This window comes from Streptomyces sp. SLBN-8D4, assembly GCF_049739545.1.
In the GTDB taxonomy this organism is placed as follows: Bacteria; Actinomycetota; Actinomycetes; order Streptomycetales; family Streptomycetaceae; genus Streptomyces; species Streptomyces canus_C.
This window is the reverse complement of the sequence record NZ_JBMGQC010000001.1, coordinates 2453388-2479167: the sequence shown is the minus strand read 5'-3', so window position 1 is coordinate 2479167 and position 25780 is coordinate 2453388. Positions and strand designations below refer to the sequence as shown.

Genomic DNA, 25780 nt, shown 5'->3' with positions numbered 1-25780 from the left:
GCGCTGCTTTTTGCTGCGGACTTCTCACTGAAACCGGTGTACTTCTGTGCTCACCAACTGGGTGGTCATGCCCACCTGCCTTCCGCTGGTCCTCCGCCGTTGCCACACGTGCGCGTCGGATCGCTTCCGGGCCGACGGCAGGTTCCGTGTCAACGCGAACCACAAGCTCCTCGACATCTGGCTTCTCGTGCTCTGCACCTCCTGCGGGGAAACGGCGAAGCTCACGGTCCTGGAGCGGACGCATGTGCGTTCCCTGCGACCGGAACTGCTGGACCGGCTGCACGCCAACGACCCGGCCCTCGCAGCCGAGTTGCTCCAGGATCCGGTCGTGCGGCGCCGTAACCGCATCGCCCTGGACTGGAACGACGCCTGGCGTCTCGACACCGGCGGATCGGATCACCTGGACCGCGAGGTGATCGACGTCTCGGTCCGCTTCGCGGCACGGATCCCCGTCCGTCCGGTGCGGCTGATCGCCGAGGGCTTCGGCCTCTCCCGGGCCGAGGTCGAGAGGCTGGTCACGGAGGGGAAGCTGGTCTCCATAGCCCGGCTGGGCTCCAGACTCTCCGGCGACTTCACCTTCACGCTCAAACACTGAGCCCGCATGGGCACGTGGGGCCTGTCGGGACGGGGGTCAAGCTAAGTACCCCGTCCGAAACCAACTGGGGCGCCTCGTGCCCCACAGGGGTCGCGCCCGCGCCGGAGGCCGCAGAAAAGTAGGTCCCCAGGTGCGGAGACATGGCGACTTCCGGGATACGGAGCAGTCGGCTCGGCGGCTCAGGACGAGGCGGGGCGGCAGACCACGCACGAAACGGCATCCTCGCCGAGCAGCTTTCGCGGGTCAGTGGCAGTCGTAGCGGTGCCCATACGGGAGATCCGGGCACTGACGGCAGAGAAAGACGTACAGGCCCCCGCGTCCCCGATCTCCAGTTCGGGCCCGATAGCGTCAAAGACGGTCCGGGCCCGCTGGAGCGTCCCACGCCGGTTGTGTCGTTCCGGGTTCGTGCTCATCCAGCGGGAGCCAACGTCCATACGCCGGCTCGCCCGTAATGCTGAACAAGTGCTCCATGCGGTGGCCCGACCACTGCGGCCAGTCGGGGCTCTGAGTCCAGGCCGGATACCCACCCACCTTGTTCTGCAGAGCACTTGTCGCCTCCGTGTACCAGAACCCGTACCGGTCCTGTAGCTCTTCGAGGCGGGGGCGTAGGGCCGTCAGCAGCTCATCGGGGAGGTCATAGCCCGGGTACTCGATCGCGGGAGTGGGACAGACCGTGCAGGGGCGCGGCACGAGGCCGTCTCCGTACTCACCCTCGCCAGGCGCGGGAACGCCGTGCAGCAACCCCGCTGCAACCGTCTCGGCCTCGTTCCGCCAGTACAGCTTCGGCAGTACCGCTCCGGCTCGATCCTCCTCATGGATGAGGGCACACCAGAGCAACTGCACCATTGGCTGACCATATGCCGATGAAGCGCTTAACCGTTTCGGTTAATTGCAGGGTTCCTTCATAAGCCCTCCCGCCCCGTACGGACTTGGTCCGGGAGGGCGGCGGTCCCGGCGAGTTCCGGGGGCCATTACGTCACGCGCAGTCACGACAGGCCCCGAGCGCGCTGCTCATCACTTCGTGTGAATCGCTTCCCGGACCGGCAAGGCACAAGCCCCAGGCGGGGAAGGAGGCCTGGGGCTTGCGAGAGGGATGGAGCCGTCAGCCGGCGCTGCGCGTGAACGGTGCGAAGGTGTGGCTGAAGTACCAGGTGTCCTGTGCGATGCCGGAGCAGGAGTTGGCGCCCGCGGTGCCGACACAGCCGCCGTTGTCGCGCTGGAGGGCCCAGAAGGAGAGCGTGTTGATCCCCTTGGCGACGGCCCAGTTCTTCACCGTGACCGCGTCCTGCGTGGTGAAGGTCTCCTCGGGGCCGAAATCGTCGATGCCGGGCATCTCGGTGACACCGACCATGCGCCACAGCTTCGCCGAGCTCTTCTTCGGGTAGAGCGCCGCCAGTTGGTCGTGCAGGCCGGCGGCAGCGGTCTCGGTGTCGGCCGCCATGTCGTGGGTGAGGCCGTCCCAGTAGTCGAACGTCATGATGTTGACGACGTCCACGCGCGCGCCGTTGTCGACGGCGTTCTGCAGCAGTGCCACACCGCTGGCCGCGAGTCCGGTGTTGAACGTCGGCAGGGTGTACGAGAACTGCACGCGGTGGCCGGTGTGTTCGGCCCAGCTCTGGACCTTGGCGATGGCCTTGTTGCGACGGTCGACGCCGGCGGTGTTGTTGATGGAGTCGGCCTCGATGTCGAGGTCGATGCGGGTGACGCCGTACGTCGTGACGAGGCTCTTGTACACCTTGGCGATGGCGTCGACGCTGGTGCAGCTGTCGGCCAGCTCGGTGCCGGTGGTGTCGGCGCTGTAGCCGCCGAAGGACGGGATGACGTTGCCGCCGCGGGCCTGGATCGTGGCGATGTCGCTGCCGAAGGTGGCCTTGCCGATGGGCTGGGTGGTGTCGCCGTTCCAGTACGCGGTGCAGGAGCCCGCCGCTTCGGTCTGGAGGAAGGCCATGGTCAGGTACTTGTTGCCCGACGCGGCGGCGAGCGCGGCCGGGCTCTCACCGGTCCAGGCCTCGAAGTACGGCGCCGCCACATGGGCGGGCATCGGCTTGGCCGCGGGCGAGGACGCCTCCGGCGCGGCGAGCGCGGAGCCCCCGGTGAGGGCGGCGAGCCCGACCGAAAGGGCGGTGACAGTCATACAGGACAGCAAGGTGCGGAAAGTTCCAGGTCGTCTCATTGACGCTCCCATGGTGAACAACATGCAGGCGGGGACAGCGGGAAGGCTGAACGGAACTGCGAGATGGCCGCCATCTTTGGACTAGACCAATAATCTGTCAAGGTTCTTTACGGTTAACTGGCCGAGTCGGTGCTGGGCCGCGGCCCGCCGTGCCCACGAAGCGGCGTTGCTCCCGGACCCACGATCCGGGGGCAACGCCTCTGCTGTGCCTGTTAATTGTCTCCCTGCCAGAGCCCGCCTCAGCGGCGGACCTTCACCTTGCTGAGTGCGGCGACGCCGAAGGCCGCCAGGGCGATCTGGATGAGCCATTCGACCCAGTCGACGCCCTTGGTGTCCGCGACGCCGAGTCCGCCGGCGATGCCGTGCCGATAAACGCCGCCACGGTTCCGATCCCGATCGTCCACAGCAGGCCGATGCGCTGCCGACCGGGCACAACGAGCCGTCCCAGACGAGCGAGGTCCGCGGCGGCGTGCCCTTTCAAGGCGTAGTCCTCGGCAGGAGTACCGACCGTGCCCGTCCATCTCCGGGTGAAGTACTTGAACTCGATCGCGGTGCGGGTCGAGGGGCCGATGCACAGGAGGTCCAGGTACTCGGCCTTGCCCTCCGCCCGCTGCGGCACCTCAAGCCTGGAGTGCACATCCGGCGACAATTCCCACAGAGCCCGCGAAGCTGTGCTGAAGATCTGCTTCGGAATGGAAGACCGGCCCGTGCCTGCCCAGTCAACGGCTGTGGCACCCCCCGGAAATCGGCCTGTCGGCCGTCCGCGATGGCCGTTTCCCCGCCGCGTGGAAGCGGGACCGGATGACGTGGATCAAGCCGTCGTTCCTGTGGATGATGTACCGCTGCGGCTGGGGCTCCAAGGAAGGACAGGAGACCGTTCTCGCCGTCGAGATCACTCGGGACGGCTTCGAGTGGGCGCTGCGCCACGCCTGTCTGTCCAGCTACACCCGCGGGGTCCACCCCGACCGTGCCACCTGGCAGCGACAGCTGAGACGCGCTCCCACCCGCGTGCAGTGGGACCCGGAGCGGGACCTGCACCTGCGGCCCATGCCGTACCGGTCCCTGCAACTCGGCCTCTCCGGCGAGGCCGCACGACGCTACGCCGACGAGTGGACCATCTCCATAGGCGACGTGACCCCGCTCGCCCGCGAGATCCACGCTCTCGTCAGTGGCGGCGACCTGGACTCCGCCGCCCGGCTGCTGCCCCCAGGAGCACCCCTACCCCGTTGAGGACGACATCCTTGCCGTGCTCCACGGATGACGGGCCGATCAAGCCGACGCCAGGCCCACGGGTCACATGGCAGCACAGGCTCGGCGGGCCGGGCCCCAAGTGCCCAGGTCGGGGGGATCGCGGTTGCGGCAGGAGCCAGGTACGGGTGCTCAGGCCCGCCCTGGGCGCGTTCACGCAGCACGCGGAGGTGCTGCTGAGGCGACGGTGCGGATCTCGTTGCCGGACCGGCGGGTCGGCCGCCCCTGCCGGGACGCCGCCGACCGACGGAGGGCACGCCCGATCCCACCCAACTCCCTTACCCACCCCTACCCTTACCGCGTGACCACCCCCGACCCCCTGCACCACGCCCTCCACGCCCCGGCCCCCCGCCCCCTCCCGGATGAGGTCGCCAGGCTCCTGCGCATGCTGGACGCCCCGCCCCGCCTGGCAGCCCACCTGAGACTCGTGCACGACGTGGCGTACGAGCTCGTCGAGTGGCTGGCGGTGCGGTACCCCGGGGCTCCGACTGGACCGTGAGGCCGTCCTGTTCGGGGCCGCGACGCACGACGTGGGAAAGACCGCGCACGTCTCCGAGCTCACCGGCCCCGGCTCCGCACACGAGGAGACCGGCCGTGAACTCCTGCTGGCCCACGGCATCACCCCCGACCGCGCCCGCTTCGCCGCCACGCACGCGGTCTGGGCCCTCCCGGACCTCGGGCTCGACGACTTGCTCGTCAGCCTCGCCGACAAGATCTGGAAGAACAAGCGGGTACCGGAACTGGAGGACCTGATAGTCAGGAGACTGGCCGAGGCGAGCGGCCGGACGGTGGGGGAGGAGTTCCTGACCCTCGACGACACGCTGACAGCCATAGGAGAAGGCGCCCAGGAACGACTGGCCTTTCAGACGACCCACTCGGTGTGACCAGCCGGCAGCACCTCCAGATGTCCCCCTCCGGCATGTCCGGCCGACGGGACTCCGGGACGGCCCATCCTGGTGTGGCCGGTCGGCGGGGGTCAGGCGCGGCCCTTCCGGTGTGGCGGGGCGAGGGGACTCCGAGACAGCTCATCCGGTACGACCGGTCGGTCAGGATTTCCACGTCCTACAGGGGTGTTGCTGGGCGGTGGGATTTCCGGGACGCCCACCCTGGTGTGACCGTCGGCGGGGGTCCGGAGCCGCCCATCCGATGTGGCGGGGCGAGGGCACTCAGAGACAGCCCATCCGGTACGACCAGTCGGTCAGGACCTCCAGACGGCCGATCCCGGTGTGACCGGCCGACGGGGCTTCGAGACGGCCCCTGGTGTGACCGGCCCACAGGACTCCGAGACGTCCGACCACGGTGTGGCCGTTCGCCCCGCCTCCCAGCGGCCCCCGCCATATCCGCGCGACTGAGCCCCTGACAACCCACCCCGTGCAGCCACGCGGCCGACTTCCCGGCAACCCACCCCGTGCAGCCACGCGGCCGACTTCCCGGCAACCCACCCCGTGCAGCCACGCGGCCGACTTCCCGCCAACCCACCCCGTGCAGCCACGCGGCCGACTTCCCGGCAACCCACCCCGTGCAGCCACGCGGCCGACTTCCCGGCAACCCACCCCGTACAGCCGCCGCCTACCTCACAGCCCAGACCGACCCACCCCGCGCAGCCCCCACCCCAACCGCCCAGACAGCCCACTCCGTGCAGCCCCACCCCCCGCCCAGAAAACCCACCGCCCCCCACCCCGCTCCCACCCACCCCCAACTCACAATCCCCCCACGAACCCCCGCCACCTGTTTACACCCGCCCCACTTCGCGCTACCTTCCGCAACACGTGGGGTGGGAGCGCTCCCATTCGGACGGACCGGAACCCGCCCGCATGAAGCTCCCACCCCACGGCAACCACACACACCCCGCACGGCCCGTACCTCAAGGAACGGACTGGACTGTCATGATCCTGACAAAATTATCGAGGGTGACACGCCCCAGAGCCCTCTTCCTGGTCCTCGTCTCCCTGCTGGCCACCATCCCCGCCCTCGGCCTGGTCCTCACGGCCGGCGTCAAGGCCGAGGCCCACGGCACCCCGATGAAGCCCGCCAGTCGCACCTTCCTGTGCTGGCAGGACGCGCTGACCGACACCGGTGAGATCAAACCGGTCAACCCGGCCTGCAAGAACGCGCAGGCGGTCAGTGGCACCACCCCGTTCTACAACTGGTTCTCCGTGCTCCGCTCGGACGGCGCCGGCCGCACCCGCGGCTTCGTCCCGGACGGTCAGCTGTGCAGCGGCGGCAACACCAACTTCACCGGATTCAACGCCGCCCGCGACGACTGGCCCCTCACCCACCTCACCGCGGGCAAGACGGTCGACTTCTCCTACAACGCCTGGGCAGCCCACCCGGGTTGGTTCTACGTCTACGTCACCAAGGACGGCTTCGACCCGAAGAAGACCCTCACCTGGGACGACATGGAGGCCCAGCCGTTCCTCAGCGTCGACCACCCGCCGCTCCACGGCAGCCCGGGCACGGTCGAGGCCAACTACTCCTGGACCGGGCAGCTCCCGGCGAACAAGTCCGGCCGCCACATCATCTACATGGTCTGGCAGCGCTCGGACAGTGCGGAGACCTTCTACTCCTGCTCCGACGTCGTCTTCGACGGCGGCAACGGAGAGGTCACCGGCATCCACGAGCCGGGCAACCCGACCGAACCGGTACCGGGCACCTGCACGGCCACTCGCAAGACCACGGGCAGTTGGAGCGGCGGCTACCAGTCCGAGGTGACCGTCACCAACTCCGGCGACGTCCCGATGCTGGGCTGGATGGTCGACTGGAACCTGCCGGCCGGACAGAAGGTCGACAGTCTCTGGAACGGCAACGCCACCTACACCGGCCAGGACGTGATGGTCCACAACGCCAACTGGAACGGCTCGCTCAGTCCGGGGCAGAGTACGACGTTCGGCTATGTCGTCACCGGCTCCGGAGGCGACACGGCCGCGACCCTTCCCTGCCGGGTCGGCTGAGTCACCGTCACCACGAGCGTCGGAACCAAGAGCGTCGGAACCACGAACGTCAAGAACACGAGCGTCAGAAGCGCGCTCGAACCTTCCGCTCAGGGCGGACCCGGTGGGGCTGTGCGCCACCGGGTCCGCGAGCCGTGCCGGCACGAGGGGGGTGATGGCCGGCGCGGATGGTGCATGGCTTGTGACGACCCGACGCGCGACAACGTTGTCGAGTGGTCTGTACATGACTCTACCGCGCCAACGGACAACGATGTCAAATAAGTTGGGGAAACAGCCGGACCGGCCGACCGGGCGACGCCCTCGCGCGTCCCCTCCGCCGTACGCACCCTTCCGTGATACGCGTGGCGCACGTTACTGTCCCTGCGGCTTGTGCGACCTGTGCTGCGCGACCCGTCCGAAGGAGGAGGGGCCGCGTCATGCGTTTCCGTCCTACGTCCTTGCTGCTGGCGGCCGTTCTCGCCGCCACCGGCGCCACCCCCGCCCTCGCGGCCCCCGCCGCGCCACCCGGCCTCGTCGACGACCCGACCGCCTACGTGAACCCGCTCATCGGCACGAAGAACGGCGGCAACGTCTTCCCCGGCGCCGTCACCCCGTTCGGCATGTTCTCCTTCAGCCCCGAGAACACCCGGGGCGACGCCACCCGCACCGCCGCACCCGGCGGTTACCTGTACGACGCCACCCGCATCCGCGGCTTCAGCCTCACCCACATGTCCGGTACGGGCTGCGCGGGCGGCAGCGGTGACATCCCGCTCTTCCCCTTCGCCGGCGAGGTCACCTCGTCCCCGGCGAGCGACACCAAGGACGCGGTGTACGCGGCCGGCTTCAGCCACGCCGACGAGACAGCGGAGCCGGGCCACTACAAGGTGGGCCTCGACTCCGGCGTCACCGCCGACCTCGCCGCCACCGCCCGCACCGGATCGGCCCGCTTCACCTACCCGGCCGACAAGCCCGCCGCACTGCTGTTCCGTACCGCCAACTCCGAGGTGGGCTCGACCGGTTCGACGGTCGAGATCGACCCGGAGACCCGCACCGTCTCCGGCTCGGTCACCTCCGGCAACTTCTGCGGCTATCTCGACCCGGAAGGCCGGCGCGCCTACTACACCCTCCACTTCACCGCCCACTTCGACCGCCCCTTCGCGGCCACCGGCACCTGGCAGGACGACACGCTCACCCCCGGGTCCCTGAAGGGCTCCGGCGGCACGGGCGGCTTCTCCCAGGACGGGCGACCCGTCGCGGGCAAGGGGGCGGGCGGATACGTCCAGTTCGCGCCCGGCACCGAGCAGGTCGGCGTCAGGATCGGGATCTCGTACGTCAGCCGGGCGGGCGCGGAGGCCAACCTGGCCGCGGAGAACCCGCCCCGGCGCTCCTTCGACGCGGTGCGCGACGCGGCCCGCCGCGCCTGGCGTGACCGGCTGCGGGCGATCCGCGTCGGCGGCGGCACCGACGACGAACGCAGCACCTTCTACACCGCGCTCTACCACGCCCTCCTCCACCCCAACGTCATCAGCGACGCCGACGGCAGATACCGGGGGAGCGACGACGAGGTGCACCGCGTAGCCCGCGGCCACCGGGCCCAGTACGGCACCTTCTCCGGCTGGGACGTCTACCGCGGCCAGGTGCAACTGCTGACCCTGCTCGACGCACGCACCGGCTCGGACGTGGCGCAGTCCCTGTACGAACTGGCCCGGCAGAACGGCGGCGTCTGGGACCGCTGGCTGCACGGCGCGAGCGGCACCCACGTCATGAACGGCGACCCCTCACCCATCGCCCTGGCCGGCATCCGTGCCTTCGGCGGCACCGGCTTCGACCTGCGCGGCGCACTGGACTCGCTCGTCCGGGCGGCCACAGAGCCCACGGAACAGGACCTGTCGGCGGCGGGGAAGCCGGTGCTGTCCGTCGGACAGCGGCCCTCCCTCGACAAGTACCTGAAGCTGCACTACATGCCGTCGGTCTCCAACGCCTGGGGCGGTGCCGCCGAGACCCTGGAGATGTCCGGCGCCGACTTCGCGCTCTCCCAACTCGCCCGCGCGGCGGGGGAGAAGGACACCGCGGCGGCGTTCACCAAGAGATCCCAGTGGTGGCAGAACAACTTCAACATCGCCGCCGGCCCGAGCGGCGGGTACATCGCCAACCGCAAGGCGGACGGCAGTTGGGTCACCGGCTTCACCCCGGCCACCGGCAACGGGTTCGTCGAGGGCACGGCGGCCCAGTACACCTGGATGGTCCAGCACGACCCGGCGGGTCTTTTCGCCGCGATGGGCGGCCGCGACAAGGCCCTCGGCCGCCTCGACTCCTTCTTCCACGACGAGAAGGGCGACTGGGCCTTCACGGGCAACGGCGGCGACAAGTCCGAGCTGGACAACGAGCCGTCGATCAACGTCCCCTACCTGTACGCCTACGCGGGCGCCCCCCACAAGACCCAGGAGACCGTCCGCGCCGCGATGCGACAGCTCTGGTCGACCCAGCCGGGCGGCATCCCCGGCAACGACGACCTCGGCGCGATGTCGGCCTGGTACGTCTTCTCCGCGCTCGGCATGTACCCCCAGGTGCCGTCCCGGTCCGAACTGGTCCTCGCCTCACCGCTGTTCCCGCGCATCGAGATCGACCGCCCCTACGGCAACGACATCTCCGTCCGCGCGGAGGGAGCGGCCGCCGGCGCCCCGTACGTCCACTCCCTGAAGGTCGACGGCCGTACGAGTGAGGCTCCTTGGCTCCCCGCCTCCTTCGTGCGGGACGGCGGCCGGCTGGACTACACCCTGTCCACCGAGCCGGCCCCGGCCTGGGGAGCGGACGCGGCCCCGCCGTCCTTCCGCGCGGGCGAGCAGCCGTACCAGATCGGTGTCGGCCCGACCGCGGCGACGGTAGCGCCGGGCGGCAGCACGAAGACCCGTGTGCGCGCGCTCTCACTGAGCGGCGACGGCACGGGCCCCGAGGTCCGCTTCCGCGTCAGGACACCGGAAGGCATCACAGCGAGCCCCGCCGAGGGCACGGTGCCCGACGGCTCCCAGGAGATCACCCTCAGCACCACCGAGGGCACCGCGCAGGGCTTCTACGACGTCACGGTCGCCGTCACCTCGGACGGCACCGCGTACGAGCAGCCCGTGTCCCTCACGGTCGCCGCACCCGGCACCCTGCTCGCCGCCTACGACAACACCGGGATCTCCGACGACTCCGGCGACCACGACGAGGCCGACTACGACGGCGGCGGCTGGAGTTACTCCCGTCAGGCGCTGGCAGCGGCCGGTCTCACCCCGGGCGGGCAGGGCACGGTCGACGGCCTGTCCTTCATCTGGCCGAACTCACCAGGCGGTCGGCCCGACAACGCGACCGGGTCCGGCCGGGCCCTCCAACTGGCCCATCCGATCGGTGAGTTGTCCTTCGTCGGCAGCGCGGTCAACGGCAACCAGCAGAGCCAGGCCACCGTGACCTACACCGACGGCAGCACCGGCACGGTCGAACTCGCCTTCACCGACTGGACCGTCGGGGGAGGGGGCGGCACCGTCCAGTACGGCAACGAGGTCGTCGCCCGCGCCGCGTATCGCAACGTGGCGGGCGCGGACCGGGACCCGGTGGCCACGTACGTCTTCGCCACCAAGCCGTTCACCGCACCGGAGGGCAAGCGGATCGCGAGCGTGGAGCTGCCGCGGAACACGGACCTGCACGTGTTCACGCTGGCTGTCGACTGACCTCCAACACCTCCTCCAGCCAGTCGAGTTGGCGCCGCACCTGCACGGCGTCGCCCCCCTCGTGGCCGTTGTACGGATAGGCGTGGATCTCCTTGCGGGGGTCCACGCCGGTCAGCTCGCCGTAGCGGTTGAAAGCCGCGTACGCCCCGCTCGGCGGGCACACCGTGTCCCGCAGGCCGGTCCCGAAGTGGGCCGGGGCCGCGGCGCGCCGCGCGAAGGAGACGCCCTCCACGTAGGAGAGCGTGCGATACGCGGCCTCCTCCACGCCCCGGTGCACAGAGAGGTAGGCGCTGATCTCGCCGTACGGACTCGCGTCGGTGAGGTCCAGAGCACGTCGGATGCCGCACAGGAAAGGCGCGGTGACCAGGACCGCCGCCAGATCCGGCACCAGTCCCGCGACCGCCAGCGCCAGTCCGCCGCCCTGACTGTTGCCGACGGCCGCGACGCGCCGCCCGTCCACCTCCGGGAGCGCCCGCACCGCCTGCACCGCACGCACCGCGTCCGTGATGAGCCGCCGGTAGTGGTAGGCGCGGGGGTCGGGCAGGCCCCGTACCGCGGGACCCGGGCCGCCCGGTGCCGAGGCGTGCGGGTCGGGGGTCGCGCCACCGTTGCCGTACTGGTCGCCCTGGCCGCGGTTGTCCATCAGCAGATGCGCGTATCCGGCGTTCACCCAGGTCAGCCGCTCGTGCGGAAGGCCGCGCCCACGGCCGTAACCGGCGTACTCGACGACCGCGGGCAGCGCCTCGCGCACCCCGACGGGTCTGCTGTACCAGGCGCGTACCGGATCGCCGGCGAAGCCCCGGAAGGTGACGTCCCAGGTCTCGGTCAGCCGCAGTCCGCTCCGAGCCGGGCGCATCGACACCAACACGTCCGTCTGCGCCGCCTCCTTCAGGGTGTCACGCCAGAACTCGTCGAAATCCGGGGGTTCCTGGACATCGGGACGGTAGTGCTCCAGCTCCGCGGCGGGCAGGTCGAACGCAGGCACAGGGCACCTCGCATGAGTCGGTCCAAGTAGTGAAACTTGCGGAGAGTCAAGGGATACGGCCTCCCGGTTCTACCCCACTCCTGCCCCACGTATCTCCTGTCCGCCCCATTGACAGCGCTTTCTTCGTCCCTCTAAGTTGCCGCGCAGTTACCGGTAAGAGCTCGAAAGTTTCGGTTCCATGTCTCCGTCTGAGAGGACCGAGCATGAGCACATCCGTCAAGTCGGCCTCTCCACCCTCCAGCGTCGAAGACCTGCCCGGGGCCGTCGCCCGCCCCGCGCCGCGCGGTGGATGGCGCCGGGCCCTGCGGCGCGACTGGCAGCTCTACTCCCTCGCGGTCCTGCCGCTGCTGTTCTTCCTGGTGTTCCGCTATCTGCCGATGATCGGCAACGTGATCGCGTTCCGGCGCTTCGAGCCCGGCGGCTCGATGTTCGGCGAGGACTGGGTGGGCCTGCGCTATGTGCGCATGTTCCTCGGCGATCCGACCTTCTGGCAGGTGTTCCGCAACACCCTGTGGCTCGGCGGGCTCACGCTGGTGTTCTGCTTCCCGATCCCGATCGTGCTGGCCCTGCTGCTCAACGAGGTGCGCCGGCGCTCCCTGAAGCGGTTCGTGCAGTCGGTCTCGTATCTCCCGCACTTCCTGTCGATCGTGATCGTCGCGGGCCTCACGATGCAGATGCTCGCCACCGACGGGCCGGTCAACCACGCCCTCGGCTGGTTCGGCCACGACGAGATCCGCTTCATCCAGGAACCCGACTGGTTCCGCACGATCTACGTCGGCTCGGAGGTCTGGCAGACCGCCGGCTGGGGCACGATCCTCTACCTCGCCGCGCTCACCACCATCGACGAGGACCTCTACGAGGCCGCACGCATCGACGGCGCCAACCGCTGGCGGCAGATCTGGCACGTCACCCTGCCCGGCATCCGCCCCACCATGGTCACCCTGCTGATCCTCAACGTCGGCACGTTCATGGCGGTCGGCTTCGAGAAGGTCCTGCTGCTGTACAACCCGCTGACCTACCCGACCGCCGACGTGATCTCGACGTACGTCTACCGGGCCGGTGTCGAGTCCAACAGCTTCAGTTACGCGGCCGCGATCGGCCTGTTCGAGGCGGTCATCGGCCTGGTCCTGATCACGACCGCCAACACGCTCTCGCGCCGCACAGTGGGGACCAGCCTGTGGTGAGGCCAAGCCGCTCCTACCGGGTCTTCCAGGGCGTCAACGGGGTGGTCCTCAGCCTCGTCGTACTGGTAACCCTGTACCCCTTCGCCAACATCGTCGCGCGGTCCTTCAGCGGGGAACGGCAGATCCGGGCCGGTGAAGTGACCCTGTGGCCCAAGGGGTTCAACCTCACCACGTACCGGATCGTCTTCCAGGACTCGATGTTCTGGCGGAACTACGGCAACACGGTGTTCTACACGGTCGTGTCCACCGTCGTGGCCATGGTTCTGACGACCTGTTACGCCTACGTCCTGTCGAAGAAGCACCTCAAGGGGCGCGGGGTGCTCGTCGGCACAGCCGTCTTCACGATGTTCTTCACCGGCGGCCTGATCCCCAACTACATCCTGGTCACCGAGCTCGGAATGAAGAACAGCGTCTGGGCGATCGCGCTGCCCAACGCGATCAGCGTCTTCAACCTGCTGGTGATGAAGGCCTTCTTCGAGAGCCTGCCGACCGAGCTGGAGGAGGCCGCGCAGATCGACGGCCTGAACACCTACGGCATCCTCTTCAGGGTCGTGCTGCCGCTGTCCAAGGCGGTCGTCGCGACCATGGTGCTCTTCTACACGGTGTCCTTCTGGAACTCCTGGTTCAGCGCGTTCCTCTACATGGACCAGTCCGACCTGATGCCGGTCACCGTCTATCTGCGCAACCTCATCGCGGGCGCCACCGGCGGCGGCAACGCGGGCGCCGGCACCGCGGAGCTCAGCCAGGTCGGCGCGAGCATCCAGGCCGTCACGATCGTGCTCACCGCGCTGCCGATCATCTGCGTGTACCCGTTCGTCCAGCGCTTCTTCGTCTCGGGCGTGATGCTCGGCGCGGTCAAGGGCTGACGGCCCGTCATTTCACTTACGGAACAAGGGAGTATCCGTGGAGAACCCAGGACAGCTGTCACGGCGTCAGATCCTCGCCGCCGCAGGATTCATCGGCCTCGCCACCCTCACCGGCTGCGGCAGCGGCGACGACGGAGGGGACTCCAAGGACCTTTCCAAGAAGCAGAACGGAGCGATGAAGGAGTACCAGGCCGGCCAGCAGTTCAAGGCCACCAAGTCGCTGTCCTTCTCCATGCTGCACAACGACAACCCGGTCTACCCCCTGAAGAAGAACTGGCTGTTCTGGAAGGAGGTCACCCGGCGCACCGGCGTCACCATCAAGCCCCTCGACGTCCCCCTGGCCGACTACGAGAAGAAGCGCAGCGTCCTCATCGGCGCGGGCGACGCCCCCTTCATCATCCCGAAGACGTACCACCCCGGCGAGGTCGCCTTCGTGTCCTCGGGAGCGATCCTCCCGGTCAGCGAGTACGTCGACCTGATGCCCAACTTCCGGGACAAGGTGAAGAAGTGGAAGCTCGAGCCCGAGCTCGACTCCATCCGCCAGTCCGACGGCAGGTACTACCTGCTGCCCGGCCTGCACGAGAAGCCCAAGTCCGGCTACTCGATGTCCCTCCGCACGGACATCCTCGACAAGCACGGACTGGCCCTGCCCACGACCTGGGACGAGGTGTACGACGTCCTCAAGGCGCTCAAGGCCGAGTACCCCGACAAATACCCCTGGACCGACCGCTGGAGCACCAACACCCCCTTCCCCTGCGGGGCGTTGTTCCAGTACCTCGGCCAGGCCTACGGGGTGAAGGCCGGCTGGACGTACGACAACATCAGCTTCGACACCAAGGCGCAGAAGTTCGTCTTCACGGCCGCCCAGGACGCCTACCGGCAGATGATCGAGTTCCTGAGAAAGATCGTCGCCGAGAAGCTCCTCGACCCCGAGAGCTTCACCCAGCAGGACGACCAGGCCGTGCAGAAGCTGCTGGCCGAGAAGTCCTACGTGATCAGCGCCAACCCCCAGGAGCTGGTGCAGAACTACCGCTACAACCTGGGCAAGCAGGTCAAGGGCGCGAAGATCGAGATGGTCCCGGTGCCGCTCGGCCCGGCCGGCCCGATCCTGCTGAGCGGCATCCGGCTGGAGAACGGCGTCATGATCTCCAGCAAGGCCCTCAAGAGCGCCGACTTCGTCGCGATGATGCAGTTCGTGGACTGGCTCTGGTACTCCGACGAGGGCCAGAAGTTCTGCAAGTGGGGTGTGGAGGGCGTCACTTACACCGAGTCCGGCGGTAAGTACACGCTGAAGCCCGGCATCTCGCTGATGGGCTCCGATCCCGACGCCCCCAAGGACCTCCAGAAGGACTACGGCTTCTTCAACGGCGTGTTCACCTACGGCGGCAGCTGGGAGCTGGTGTCCTCCAACTTCAGCCCGGACGAGAAGAAGTTCCAGGACGTCATGTCCCAGCGCAAGGAACTGCCAGTCGACCCGGCCCACCCCCTGCAGTCCTTCGAGCAGGAGCAGGCGACCCTCTGGGACACCCCGCTCAAGGACCACGCCATCCAGAGCACCCTCCAGTTCGTGCTCGGCAAGCGCCCGATGTCCGAGTGGGACGCGTATCTCGCCGAGTTGAAGGCGAAGAACATGCAGCAACTCGTCGACCTGCACAACAAGGCGCACGAGCGGTTCAGGAAGGAGAACGGGTGATCTTCCGCGTCCCCGCCGAGCCGTCCGGCCCCCTCTCCGAAGCCTGGCGCCACTGCGTGGGCACCGGGAGGATCGAACTCGCCCTGCGCCGCGACTACCAGGACTCCCTCAGGCTGCTCCAGCGCGAGATCGGCTTCCGCCACCTCCGGGGGCACGGACTGCTGAGCGACGGCATGGGCGTGTACCGGCCGTACGAGTGGCCCGAGGGCGTCCGAGGGGTCCGTCATTCCTTCACCTACGTCGACCAGGTCGTGGACGCCTGCCTGGAGCTCGGCATCCGGCCCTTCGTCGAACTCGGCTTCATGCCGGCGGAGTTGGCGTCAGGGGAGCAGACCGTGTTCTGGTGGCACGGCAACGTCACCCCGCCCCGTTCGCACAAGGAGTGGGCTGCCCTGGTCAAGGCGACCGTCACCCACCTCGTCGACCGGTACGGCCTCGACGAGGTGCGGGGATGGCCCATCGAGGTCTGGAACGAACCCAACCTGCCCGACTTCTGGCAGGGCGCGGACGAGAAGGCGTACCACCACCTCTACGAGGTGACGGCGAGCGCGGTGAAGGAGGTGGACCCGGATCTCCAGGTCGGCGGCCCCGCGATCTCTCCGGGCGCGGACGAGTGGCTGGACCGCTTCGCCGAGTTCGCCGCACAGCGCGACGTCCCGGTCGACTTCGTGTCGAAGCACGCCTACACCTCGGGCCCCGCCCAGCACGTCCCCTTCGGCGTCCACCAGACCCTGGCACCCGCCCAGGACCTCCTTGACCAGTTCGCCACGCCCCGCGAGCGGCTGAAGGGCACCCGGCTCGCCGGACTCCCGGTCCACATCACGGAGTTCAACTCCTCCTACCGCCCCGACAACCCGGTCCACGACACCGCCTTCCACGCGGCCTACCTGGCGCCGGTGCTCGCCCGCGGCGGCGACCACGTCGACTCCTTCTCGTACTGGACCTTCAGCGACATGTTCGAGGAGGCCGGCCCGCCGACCGCGCTCTTCCACGGCGGCTTCGGCCTGCTCACCCACCGGCAGGTGCGGAAACCGGCGTACCACCTCTACGCCTTCATGGCCCGCATGGGCCCCGGCCTGCTCACCCGCGGCGCCGACCACCTGGTCAGCCGGCACCCCGACGGCCGGGTGACCGTGCTCGCCTGGGCGCCGGTCGACGCGAGCGGCGAGACGCCCGGACCGGACCGGCACCGGCTGCGCCTGTCCGTGCCGGTGCGGGGCGCCCGGGAGGCGTTCGTACGGCGGTCCGTGGTCGACGAGGAGCACGGCAACGCCCGCACGGCCTGGCAGCGGATGGGGAGCCCGCGCTCGCCCGGCCCGCACCAGCTCGACGTACTCCACGAGGCCGCCGAGCCGGGCCGGCAGCACCTGCGGCTGCCGGTCGAGGACGACAGGGCCGTACTGGACCTGACGCTGGCCCGTCACGAGATCACGCTCGTGGAGGTGAGCCCGGTCGTGGAGGAGGCACCGGAGTGGTGGGACGAACGCCGACTGCTGGGGAGGGAGCCGCGGTGACAGCCGGAACGCGCCGAGTACCGGCGGAGACCGGTCGTGCCAGGGCGAGGTCCCACGACACCCCGCCCGCAGGGCAGCGGCCGCCGGAGAACCGTGAACCCCCCGCCCCCTCCTTCGGCACCGGCTCCCTCTCCAGCGCCGCAGCCCTGATCCACACCCTCCTCACCGTCGAGGCCCTGCTCCTCGTCGCCGCCTCCCCGGGCTTGGCGGGACTGCTCCTGCTGGGCCCGGCCCCGGCCAACCTCCCGCTCGCCGCCGTGTGCCTGCTGCCCCTCGGTCCGGCGACGGCCGCCGCCCTGTACGCTCTCGACCGCCGCGACCGCGACCTCACCGACCTCCACCCGGCCCGCTCCTACTGGCGCGGCTGGCGGCTCAACGCCGTCCCCGCCCTGAAGCTGTGGACACCCCTGCTGGCCTGGCTCACGGTCATCGCGTTCACGCTCACCCACTTCACCGCCACCGGCCTGCCCGGCTGGTGGGCCGTGCTGCTCGCGGCCGTCGGCGTCGGCTCCCTCCTGTGGGGCGCCCACGCGCTCGTCCTCACCGCCCTGTTCGCCTTCCGGGCCAGGGACACCGCACGCCTCGCCGGCTACTTCCTGTTCCGGCACGGCCGCGCCACCCTCGGCGCCGCCTCGCTGCTCGTCCTGACGGCCGCCGGGACCGCCGTACTGACCGAGGCGCTGCCCGCCCTGCTCGCAGCCCCGCTGCTGCTGTCCCTGCTGCACAGCAGCCGTCCGGTGATCGCCGAGACCCAGGAGGACTTCACCGCATGAGCCCGTCGAGCTCCAAGATCCCCTACGGCGGCGACTACAACCCCGAGCAGTGGCCGACGGAGGTCTGGGACGAGGACCACCGGCTGTTCACCCGGGCCGGCATCGACACCCTCACCGTCGGCGTCTTCTCCTGGTCGCTCACCCAACCCGCCGAGGACACCTACGACTTCACGGTCCTCGACCGCGTCCTGGACCGGGCCGCGGCCGAGGACCGGCAGGTCTGCCTGGCCACCGGTACGGCCGCCCTGCCGCCCTGGCTCGCGAAGAAGTACCCCGAGGTCAACCGGACCGACTTCGAGGGCCGCCGGCACCGCTACGGCCAGCGCCACAACTTCTGCCCCAGCTCACCGGCGTACCGCCGACCGGCCACGGCGATGGCGGCACGCCTCGCCGAACGGTACGCGGACCACCCGGCGCTGCTCGCCTGGCACATCAACAACGAGTACGGCGGCATCTGTTACTGCGACCTGTGCGCCGCCGCGTTCCGGGACTGGCTGCGGGACCGGTACGGCACCCTCGACGCCCTCAACGACGCCTGGTGGACGACGTTCTGGTCGCACCGCTACACCTCCTTCGAGGAGATCGAACCGCCGAGCGCCCTCACCGAGCACTGGCGGGGCCCCGACCACACCGCCTTCCAGGGCATCACGCTCGACTACTTCCGCTTCACCACCGACGCGCTGCTCGGCTGCTTCCTCGCCGAGAAGGAGGTGATCCGCGCCCATGATCCGGTCACTCCCGTCACGACCAACTTCATGGGCATGTTTCGCCCCCTCGACTACCACCGCTGGGCGTCCCACCTCGACTTCGTGTCCTGGGACAGCTACCCGCCCCTGGACGCCCCGCCGACCTGGGCCGCCCTGGCCCACGACCTGATGCGCGGCCTCAAGGACGGCGCCCCCTTCTGGCTGATGGAGCAGACCCCGTCCACGACGGCCTGCCGTGACGTCAACCCCCTGCGCAGGCCAGGGGAGTTGCGGCTTGCCACCTTCCAGGCGATCGCCCACGGCGCCGACGCGGCCCTCTACTTCCAGCTGCGCGCCTCCCGGGGAGCCTGCGAGAAGTACCACGGAGCGGTCATCGGCCACGCGGGCCGCGACGACACCCGGGTGTTCCGGGAAGTGGCCGCGCTGGGCGCGGAGTTGGAGCGGCTCGGCGTCGCCTCCCTCGGCGCCCGCACCCCCGCTCGTACCGCGCTGCTCTTCGACTGGGACAGCTGGTGGGCCCTGGAGATCTCCGACGGCCCGTCCCGGCTGGTCAAGTACCTGGACGTGGTCCACCCCTACTATCGGGCCGCCCGCGAGGCGGGCGCCGACGTGGACGTCGTGCCGCACACCGCCGACCTCGCCCCGTACGACGTCGTCCTCGCCCCCGCCGTGCACATGGTCAAGGGCGACCTCGCCACCCGCCTCGAAGCAGTCGCGGCACGCGGCGGCACGGTCCTCGCCACCTTCCTCTCCGGTCGTGTCGACGAACACGACCGGGCCTTCCTCACGGACGTCCCCGGCCCCCTCGCGCCCCTGATGGGCATCCGGATCGACGAATGGGACTCCCGCCAGGCGCAGTTCGCCCAGCCCGTCCCCGAAATCGAATCATCGGGACGCCTCGTCTTCGAGATCGTGCAGCTGAGAGGCGCCGAGGCCATCGCCACGTACGGCACGGACTTCTACGCGGGCACACCCGCCGTCACCCGCAACCGGTACGGGCAGGGCGAGGGCTGGTACGTCGCCACCGCCCTGGACCAGCCCGGCGTGCACCAGGTGGTCCGCCGCGTTCTGGCCCGCCACCGTGTCATCGGCCCGTACGCCGACCACGAGGGCCTGGAGACCGCGACCCGTGTCGCGCCCGACGGAACCCGCCTGCGCTTCCTCCTCAACCACACGGCTGAGCCGGTCGAGTTGACCGCTCACGACACCGCGACCGACCTGCTCACCGGCAAGCGGACCGAGGCGGGCGACCCGCTCACCCTCGACCCGAGGGGCATCGCCGTCCTCAGGCTTCAGTAGACGGTGCGCCCCCGCGCATCCGGCACCCCGGACTTACGGAAGAAGTAACTGTTGACCTGATCGCGCCACTCGCGGGCACTGCGGAGCTGCTCCTCGAACCGCTCCGTCACCCGCGCGTGGCGCGCCGGGTCCACCAGGTCCACCAGCGAGGCCCACACCCGCTGGGCCGCCTCCACCTCCTCCACGCCCTCGAAGTGCGTGTCGTAGATGTGCTGGATCACCGTCTTCCCACTCTTCAACATGTGCCCGTACGACACGTGGTGGAAGAACAGCAGCAGCTCGTCCGGGCAGGTCTCGGCAGACTCGTACACCTCCGCCCAGGGCTTCCCGTACTGCCCCGCGTACCCGGTCCCGCTCGCCACGCTCCGGTCGACACCGACGCCGTCGCGGTCGGCGAAGTGGTAGGTCCCCCACGGGCTGTACTCGTACCCGTCGACGCTCGGCCCGTAGTGGTGCCCCGGCTGGACCATGAACCCGACCCCGAGGGGAGCGGTGTACTTCTCGTACGTCCGCCACGAACCGTCCAGAACCGAGCGCAGCCCCTTCGCGAGCCCAGGGTCGCTCCCGAAGGTGAGCCCGGTCCATTCGTCGAGGAACCGATGCGGATCGCCGCCCGGCTCCCAGGCCAGCCGCCCGAACGTGTACAGGTTCGCCTGGGCCAGCGGATGCCCGGTCCAGAACGGGTCGTCCCCGACGTTGGACACGGCCACGAGCCCGCCGCGCGCCGACGCACCGACCGTGGACTCCCCGTCGATCCCGAAGCGCAGCACCTCGCTCCACATCGGCCCCAGCCAGCACACATGCCGCTGCTGCCCGGTGTACTCCTGCGTCGCCTGGAGCTCCACCGCCAGCCGCGTGCCCGGCATCGCCCCGATCAGGGGGGAGACCGGCTCCCGCACCTGGAAGTCCACCGGCCCGTGCTTGACCTGGAGGACGGCGTTGTCGGCGAACTCCCCGTCCAGCGGCACGAAATGGTCGTACGCGGCCCGCGCCCGGTCGGTCGAGCGGTCCCGCCAGTCCTGGCGGTGGTCGTAGACGAAGGCCCGCCAGTGGACCGTGCCGCCGTACGGCTCCACGGGGGCGGCCAGCATGTTGGCGCCGTCGGCATGGGTGCGCCCGTACGCGAACGGGCCCGGCTGTCCCTCGGAGTCGGCCTTCACCACGAAACCGCCGAAGTCGGGGATCGCCGCGTACACCCGGGCGGCCGCCCCGGCCCACCACGTCGACACGCCCAGGTCGAGCGGATCGGCCGTCGGCAGACCGCCCAGCACCATCGGCGCGGCGAAGGTCACCGACAGATGGACACGAATGCCGTACGGCCGCAACACGCCCGCGATGTCGGCCACTTCACCGAGCCGCTCGGTCAGCAGCCGTGCCTCGGCCGCGTGCACGTTGACGTTGTTGACGGACAGGGCGTTGATCCCGCAGGCCGCGAGCAGCCTGCCGTACCGCCGCACCCGGTCCAGATCCCCGCGCGCCCGCCCGTCCTCCCAGAACAGCGACCCGCCCGCGTACCCGCGCTCGACCTGGCCCATGACCGGGTGCACGGCCACGTTGTCCCAGTGGTCCAGCATGCGCAGCGGCAACTGCGGTTCATGGATCGCAGGTTGAGCCTCGCCCCGGAACGCCGCCTCCCCGAGCCGTACGACGTGGAAGAACCCGTACAGCAACCCGCGCGCGCCGGACGCCGTGACGGTCGTACGGCCGTCACGGCGTCCGTAGGTGAACGCCTCGCCGGCGTCGTCCCCGGTCAGCTCCAGGACGAGATCGGGGTCTTCGCGCACGACCGCGCCCCCGAACCGCTCGCAGGCCTCCACCACCTCCCCGCGCACCGTGTCCACCAAGGGACCCGAGCCGCGGATCAGGGTCCGCCGGGTGCCGATCGGCCGGAACGCCACGTCCGGCAGCCAGGCCGGATCGACACCCTGCATGAGACCCCCAACACTCCTGCTCAGGCGAGCAGTTCGACTTCCGAGACCACCGCCTCGCCGTCGAGCACGAGACGGTACTTCCCGTACGTACCCGCAGACCTCACCGAGAACGCCCGTGTCTGCCGGTCCCAGGCGAAGAACTCCCCGGACCGCTGGTCGAGGGTCTTCCACTTGGTCCCGTCGTCCGAGCCCTGGAGCGTCCAGCCGGTCGGGGCCTTCGTGCGGTCCGACGACGAGGTCACCGTGTACTGGACCCCCTTGACCTCACCGGAGACCGGAAGGTCCACGGAGGTCACGGTCGCGTCCGTCGCCGACGTGTTGTCGAACAGCGCCCCGTCCCCGGCGAGCACGTCCGCCCGCGGCGTCGGCACCTCGTCGTCCTGGGTGATCGACACCGGGGCGGCGTTCTTCCCGGTGCCCCACTTGGACGGCCGCGGACCCATGTCGAAGTCCAGGACGGCACCCTTCGACAGGTCCGAGTGGGGGAGCGAAGTCGACCTCCAGGGCTTGCCGTTGACCCTCAGGCTCTGCACGTACACGTTCCGCGCGCTGTTCTTCGGCGCCCTGACCACCAGGTCCCGGCCGTTCTCCAGATGGACCGTGGCCTTGGTGAACAGCGGGGAGCCGACGGCGTACTCGCCGCTGCCCATCACCAGCGGGTAGAAGCCCAGCGCCGAGAACAGGAACCAGGCCGACTGCTCGCCGTTGTCCTCGTCCCCGTGGTAGCCCTGCCCGATCTCGCTGCCGACGTACAGCCGCGACAGCACCTCACGTACGTTCTTCTGCGTCTTCCAGGGCTGACCGGCCGCGTCGTACATGTAGGTGACGTGGTGGGCGACCTGGTTGGAGTGCCCGTACATGCCCATCCGGACGTCCCGTGCCTCCGTCATCTCGTGGATGACACCGCCGTAGGAGCCGACGAGGTCCGGCGAGGCCGTCTCCGGTGTCGCGAAGTACTCGTCCAGCTTGTCTGCGAGACCCGAGCGGCCGCCGTACAGGTTGGCGAGGCCCCGGCTGTCCTGCGGGGCGGTGAAGGCGTAGCCCCAGCCGTTGGTCTCGGTGTAGTCGTAGCCCCACACACGCGGGTCGTACTTCGAGGACTCGACGCGCCACTCACCCGTCTCACCGCGTCCCTGGAAGAAACCCGCCTTGGGATCGAAGAGGTTCACGTAGTCCCGGGCCCGGTTGAGGAAGTACGCCGACTCCTCCTGGTAGCGCTTCTCGCCGGTCCTCGCGTACAGCGCCCGGCCCATCCGCGCGATGCCGAAGTCGTTGAGGTAGCCCTCCAGGGCCCAGGACAGGCCCTCGTGGGTGTCGGTGCTGGTGTAGCCGAGGAAGGGCGAGGTCTCCATGCCCTTGCGGCCCACGCCGGAGGACGGGGGCGCGACCGTGGCGTTCTTCAGGGCCGCTTCGTACGCCGACTTCGCGTCGAAGTCGACGCCCTTGACGTACGCGTCCGCGAAGGCGACGTCCGAGGAGGTGCCGGTCATCAGGTCCGCGTAACCGGGGGAGGACCAGCGCGAGGTCCAGCCGCCGTCCTTGTACTGCTGGACGAACCCGTCGACCATCTCGCCCGCCTGAGAGGGCGTCAGCAGCGAGTACGCCGGCCAGGTGGTCCGATAGGTGTCCCAGAAGCCGTTGTTGACGTACACCTTGCCGTCCACGATCTTCGCCCCGGTGTGCGTGGGGGTGTCGGGAGAGGGCATCGGGGAGAACGGGGACGCGTACTGGTATTTCGAACCCACCTTCTCGAAACCGGAGTTGGGGTACAGGTACAGCCGGTACAGGCTGGAGTAGAGCGTGGTCAGCTGGTCCTGCGTGGCGCCCTCGACCTCGACCTTGCCGAGCAGCCGGTCCCACTGTCCCCGGGCCCGGTCGCGGACCTTCTCGAAGGAGGTGCCGTCCGGGATTTCCTGGCGCAGGTTGTCCTTCGCCTGGTCGAGGCTGATCAGCGAGGTGGCGAGCCGCAGCGTGACGGTCCGGTCGGTGCCGGCGTCGAAGCGCAGATAGCCCTTGACCCCGCTCGACGAGCCGTCCGTGACCGGCCGGTCGAAGACGCCGTAGACGAAGAGCCGGGTGGCGCCGGTCGACAGCCCGGACTTCACGTCCGAGTAGCCGGTGATCACGCCCGCGTCCTTGTCGAGCGTCAGGCCCGCCTGGTCCGTCACGTTGTCGAAGAGCACGCTCGCGTCGTCGCCCGGGTAGGTGAAGCGCAGTGCCGCCGCGTGGTCGGTCGGCGCCATCTCCGTCTTCAGCCCGTTCTCGAACCGCACCCCGTAGTAGTACGGCCGCGCGGTCTCGTTCTCGTGCCGGAAGGCCAGCTCCCGCGCCTCGCGGCCGGTGTCCGGGGCGCCGGGGACGGTCGACGGCATCACCTGGAAGGTCTGCCGGTCGCCCATCCACGGGCTCGGCTCGTGGCTCGCGCTGAACGCCTGGATCGTCGGCAGGTTGTCGCCGTTGTTCGCGCGTGCGTAGTCGTACAGCCAGCTCAGCGAGGACGCGTTGGTCACCGGCGTCCAGAAGTTGAAGCCGTGCGGCACGGCCGTCGCCGGGAAGTTGTTGCCGCGCGAGAAGCCGCCGCTGGAGTGGGTGCCCCGGGTGGTGAGCGCGTAGTCGGACAGATGCGCCTTGGGTTCCTCCGGCGCGGCCCGCTCCAGCGTCACGTCGTCCAGCCAGCCCCGGAACTTCGCCGGCCCGCTCGGGGAGTCGTAGGCGACGAGGATCCGGTCGACGGTCCTCCCGGCCGCGACCGACCCGATCCGCGCGACCACGTTGTTCCACTGGTTGACGTAGAGGGCCTTCGAGGCGCCCTGTCCCTGCGGTGAGAGCGGGAATCCGTGCTGGTCGCGTGCTCCGAGGTCGCTGAGGAAGGTGCCGTCGGTGAAGGCCAGGTCCAAGGAGACGTTCGTCGCGTCGTAGTCCCGGTCGCCGTCCGCCATCGACGGGAAGATCCGGTAGGACAGCCGGGTGAGCGCATCGACCCGCACGTCCACGTCGAAGACCTTGTTGTACGAATACGCCCGCCCGTCCGCGATGTGCCGACCGGCGTAACGCAGAGCTCTCTTTCCGGTGAATCCGGCGCTCGCCTTCGCGGTGGGCGATCCGCTCGGACCACGGTCGACCAGCGAGAGCATGTCCGGCGGCACCGGCCCGTCGCCGCCGCCCGTGGAGAACTGCACGTCGGCCAGCTGCAGGATGCCGGAGGCGCCGTTGTTCGCGCTGATGTCGAGCCGGAAGTGCTGGTACTCGGCGACGGCGTCCGCGGGGATGTCGTACGACTTCGTCTGGAAGCGTTCGGCGAAGGTCTCGCCCGCCCGGCTGTCGAGGGTCTTCCAGTCCTTGCCGTCCGTGGAGCCCTTGAGTGTCCAGTCCCTCGGGTCGCGCTCGGCGAAGTCGTTGGCCGAGGTGAGTGCGTAGGTGACCGCCTTCACCGGCTTGTCCAGGTCGAACTCCACCCAGCCGGTGGACGCGAAGGCCAGCCACTTGGTGCCCGGCTCGCTGTCGGCGAGGTTCTCCTTCACCTCGCCGCCGGAGGTGTTCTCGGCACTCGCCCGGACGTCGGTGACCTGGTCGGTGACATTGCCCGGGATGCCGGTGCGGTAGCCGCCGTCGACGCCTGAGGCCCGGCCGTGATCGACGGTGCTGATCCAGTCGGGAGCCGGTTCTCCCGCCTCGAAGGAGGAGGCGAACCCCTGGTCGGCCGGGGTGGGAGCCTCGGGCAGGGCGACCGCGGCGCCCTGGGAGCCCACCGTCATGACAAAGGCGGCCGTGAAGACGACCGCCGTACTCCGTCTGAGCCGAGTTCTGTACCGATCCATCGGCGAGTACCCTCCCTGCACAAGGACGGACAACGTTGTCACACAATCCGTGCAAGGATCAGTAGGGGTCCAAGTGGACGGTGATGTCAAGGGTGTTGGCTGTGGCATTCGAGGCGTATGTCGCGGATTTTTCCGGCAAGCTTCGCACGGGGCGCTCATATTTCCGCGAGGTCTCAACTCGAACACACCCAAGACCAACATTGCATTCGATCTTGCTACGCCGACCGGAAGTGGACTATACCTGTCGGCGATTCACCCCACTTGCACGAACCTCCTGCACGAACCTGCTTGACCTGACCGCGGTGCCGGGGAGGATCCGGTTCACCGCCTGAGTCCTGGAGAAGGCGAGGACTTGAG

15 protein-coding genes and 3 pseudogenes are annotated in these 25780 nt (G+C 69.4%); 11 read left to right on the top strand and 7 right to left on the bottom strand.

The features are described from left to right. Window positions 1-46 precede the first annotated feature (46 nt). Window positions 47-595, top strand: a complete 549-nt coding sequence (locus RKD20_RS10955; protein ID WP_424877564.1) for a DUF1062 domain-containing protein — start codon at window positions 47-49, stop codon at window positions 593-595. A 348-nt stretch (window positions 596-943) separates the two neighbouring features. On the opposite strand, the gene RKD20_RS10950 is transcribed toward RKD20_RS10955, so the two are convergent. The 3 genes and pseudogenes from RKD20_RS10950 to RKD20_RS10940 form a co-directional block, all read right to left on the bottom strand. After that, window positions 944-1441 carry a hypothetical protein gene (locus RKD20_RS10950; RefSeq protein ID WP_424877563.1) on the bottom strand — a complete coding sequence of 166 codons (498 nt, stop codon included), beginning with the start codon at window positions 1439-1441 and terminating at the stop codon, window positions 944-946. Between the two features lie 256 nt (window positions 1442-1697). Beyond that, window positions 1698-2729 carry a chitinase gene (locus tag RKD20_RS10945; RefSeq protein ID WP_424877562.1) on the bottom strand — a complete coding sequence of 344 codons (1032 nt, stop codon included), beginning with the start codon at window positions 2727-2729 and terminating at the stop codon, window positions 1698-1700. A gap of 278 nt (window positions 2730-3007) precedes the next feature. Beyond that, a pseudogene (locus RKD20_RS10940) lies at window positions 3008-3249 on the bottom strand (GlsB/YeaQ/YmgE family stress response membrane protein). 251 nt (window positions 3250-3500) lie between these two features. Here RKD20_RS10940 and RKD20_RS10935 point away from each other — a divergent pair. Both RKD20_RS10935 and RKD20_RS10930 read left to right on the top strand, forming a co-directional pair. Next, window positions 3501-4029: pseudogene (locus RKD20_RS10935) on the top strand (DUF4291 domain-containing protein); the annotation flags it as partial. A 372-nt stretch (window positions 4030-4401) separates the two neighbouring features. Then, window positions 4402-4900, top strand: a pseudogene (locus tag RKD20_RS10930) (HD domain-containing protein). A 282-nt stretch (window positions 4901-5182) separates the two neighbouring features. Here the strand turns inward: RKD20_RS10930 and RKD20_RS10925 are convergent. Then, entirely contained in the window at window positions 5183-5314 is a 132-nt protein-coding gene (locus RKD20_RS10925) for a hypothetical protein (protein ID WP_424877561.1), read from the bottom strand. Window positions 5315-5902: 588 nt separating this feature from the next. Between RKD20_RS10925 and RKD20_RS10920 the strand changes: the two genes are divergently transcribed. Next, the gene (locus RKD20_RS10920; RefSeq protein WP_424877560.1) at window positions 5903-6967 is read left to right on the top strand and encodes a lytic polysaccharide monooxygenase auxiliary activity family 9 protein; all 1065 of its coding nucleotides are present in this window, start codon (window positions 5903-5905) and stop codon (window positions 6965-6967) included. Window positions 6968-7383: 416 nt separating this feature from the next. Next, window positions 7384-10653, top strand: a complete 3270-nt coding sequence (locus tag RKD20_RS10915) for a GH92 family glycosyl hydrolase (RefSeq protein WP_424877559.1) — start codon at window positions 7384-7386, stop codon at window positions 10651-10653. On the opposite strand, the gene RKD20_RS10910 is transcribed toward RKD20_RS10915, so the two are convergent. Next, complete coding sequence (locus RKD20_RS10910; RefSeq protein WP_424877558.1) at window positions 10634-11638, bottom strand: acetylxylan esterase; 1005 nt, start codon at window positions 11636-11638, stop codon at window positions 10634-10636. The genes RKD20_RS10915 and RKD20_RS10910 overlap by 20 nt on opposite strands. Before the next feature lie 203 nt (window positions 11639-11841). On the opposite strand from RKD20_RS10910, the gene RKD20_RS10905 reads away from it, so the two are divergent. From RKD20_RS10905 to RKD20_RS10880, 6 genes are all read left to right on the top strand, one after another. After that, window positions 11842-12822 (top strand): ABC transporter permease, encoded by a 981-nt coding sequence (locus RKD20_RS10905; protein ID WP_424877557.1) that lies wholly within the window; start codon window positions 11842-11844, stop codon window positions 12820-12822. After that, a complete protein-coding gene (locus tag RKD20_RS10900) occupies window positions 12816-13688 on the top strand; it encodes a carbohydrate ABC transporter permease (protein ID WP_424877556.1) in 873 nt (290 codons plus the stop codon). The genes RKD20_RS10905 and RKD20_RS10900 overlap by 7 nt, the downstream gene beginning before the upstream one ends. A 37-nt stretch (window positions 13689-13725) precedes the next feature. After that, entirely contained in the window at window positions 13726-15381 is a 1656-nt protein-coding gene (locus tag RKD20_RS10895) for an extracellular solute-binding protein (protein WP_424877555.1), read from the top strand. Then, a complete protein-coding gene (locus tag RKD20_RS10890) occupies window positions 15381-16895 on the top strand; it encodes a GH39 family glycosyl hydrolase (RefSeq protein ID WP_424883198.1) in 1515 nt (504 codons plus the stop codon). Before RKD20_RS10895 ends, RKD20_RS10890 begins: the two co-directional genes overlap by 1 nt. Before the next feature lie 146 nt (window positions 16896-17041). After that, window positions 17042-17668, top strand: coding sequence for a hypothetical protein (locus RKD20_RS10885; protein ID WP_424883197.1), 627 nt, complete (start codon window positions 17042-17044; stop codon window positions 17666-17668). After that, a complete protein-coding gene (locus RKD20_RS10880; protein ID WP_424877554.1) occupies window positions 17665-19674 on the top strand; it encodes a beta-galactosidase in 2010 nt (669 codons plus the stop codon). The genes RKD20_RS10885 and RKD20_RS10880 overlap by 4 nt, the downstream gene beginning before the upstream one ends. On the opposite strand, the gene RKD20_RS10875 is transcribed toward RKD20_RS10880, so the two are convergent. After that, on the bottom strand, window positions 19668-21605 hold the full coding sequence (locus RKD20_RS10875; RefSeq protein ID WP_424877553.1) for an alpha-glucuronidase: 1938 nt from the start codon (window positions 21603-21605) through the stop codon (window positions 19668-19670). The genes RKD20_RS10880 and RKD20_RS10875 overlap by 7 nt on opposite strands. Before the next feature lie 20 nt (window positions 21606-21625). Next, window positions 21626-25360 carry a GH92 family glycosyl hydrolase gene (locus RKD20_RS10870; RefSeq protein ID WP_424883196.1) on the bottom strand — a complete coding sequence of 1245 codons (3735 nt, stop codon included), beginning with the start codon at window positions 25358-25360 and terminating at the stop codon, window positions 21626-21628. Window positions 25361-25780: the final 420 nt, after the last annotated feature.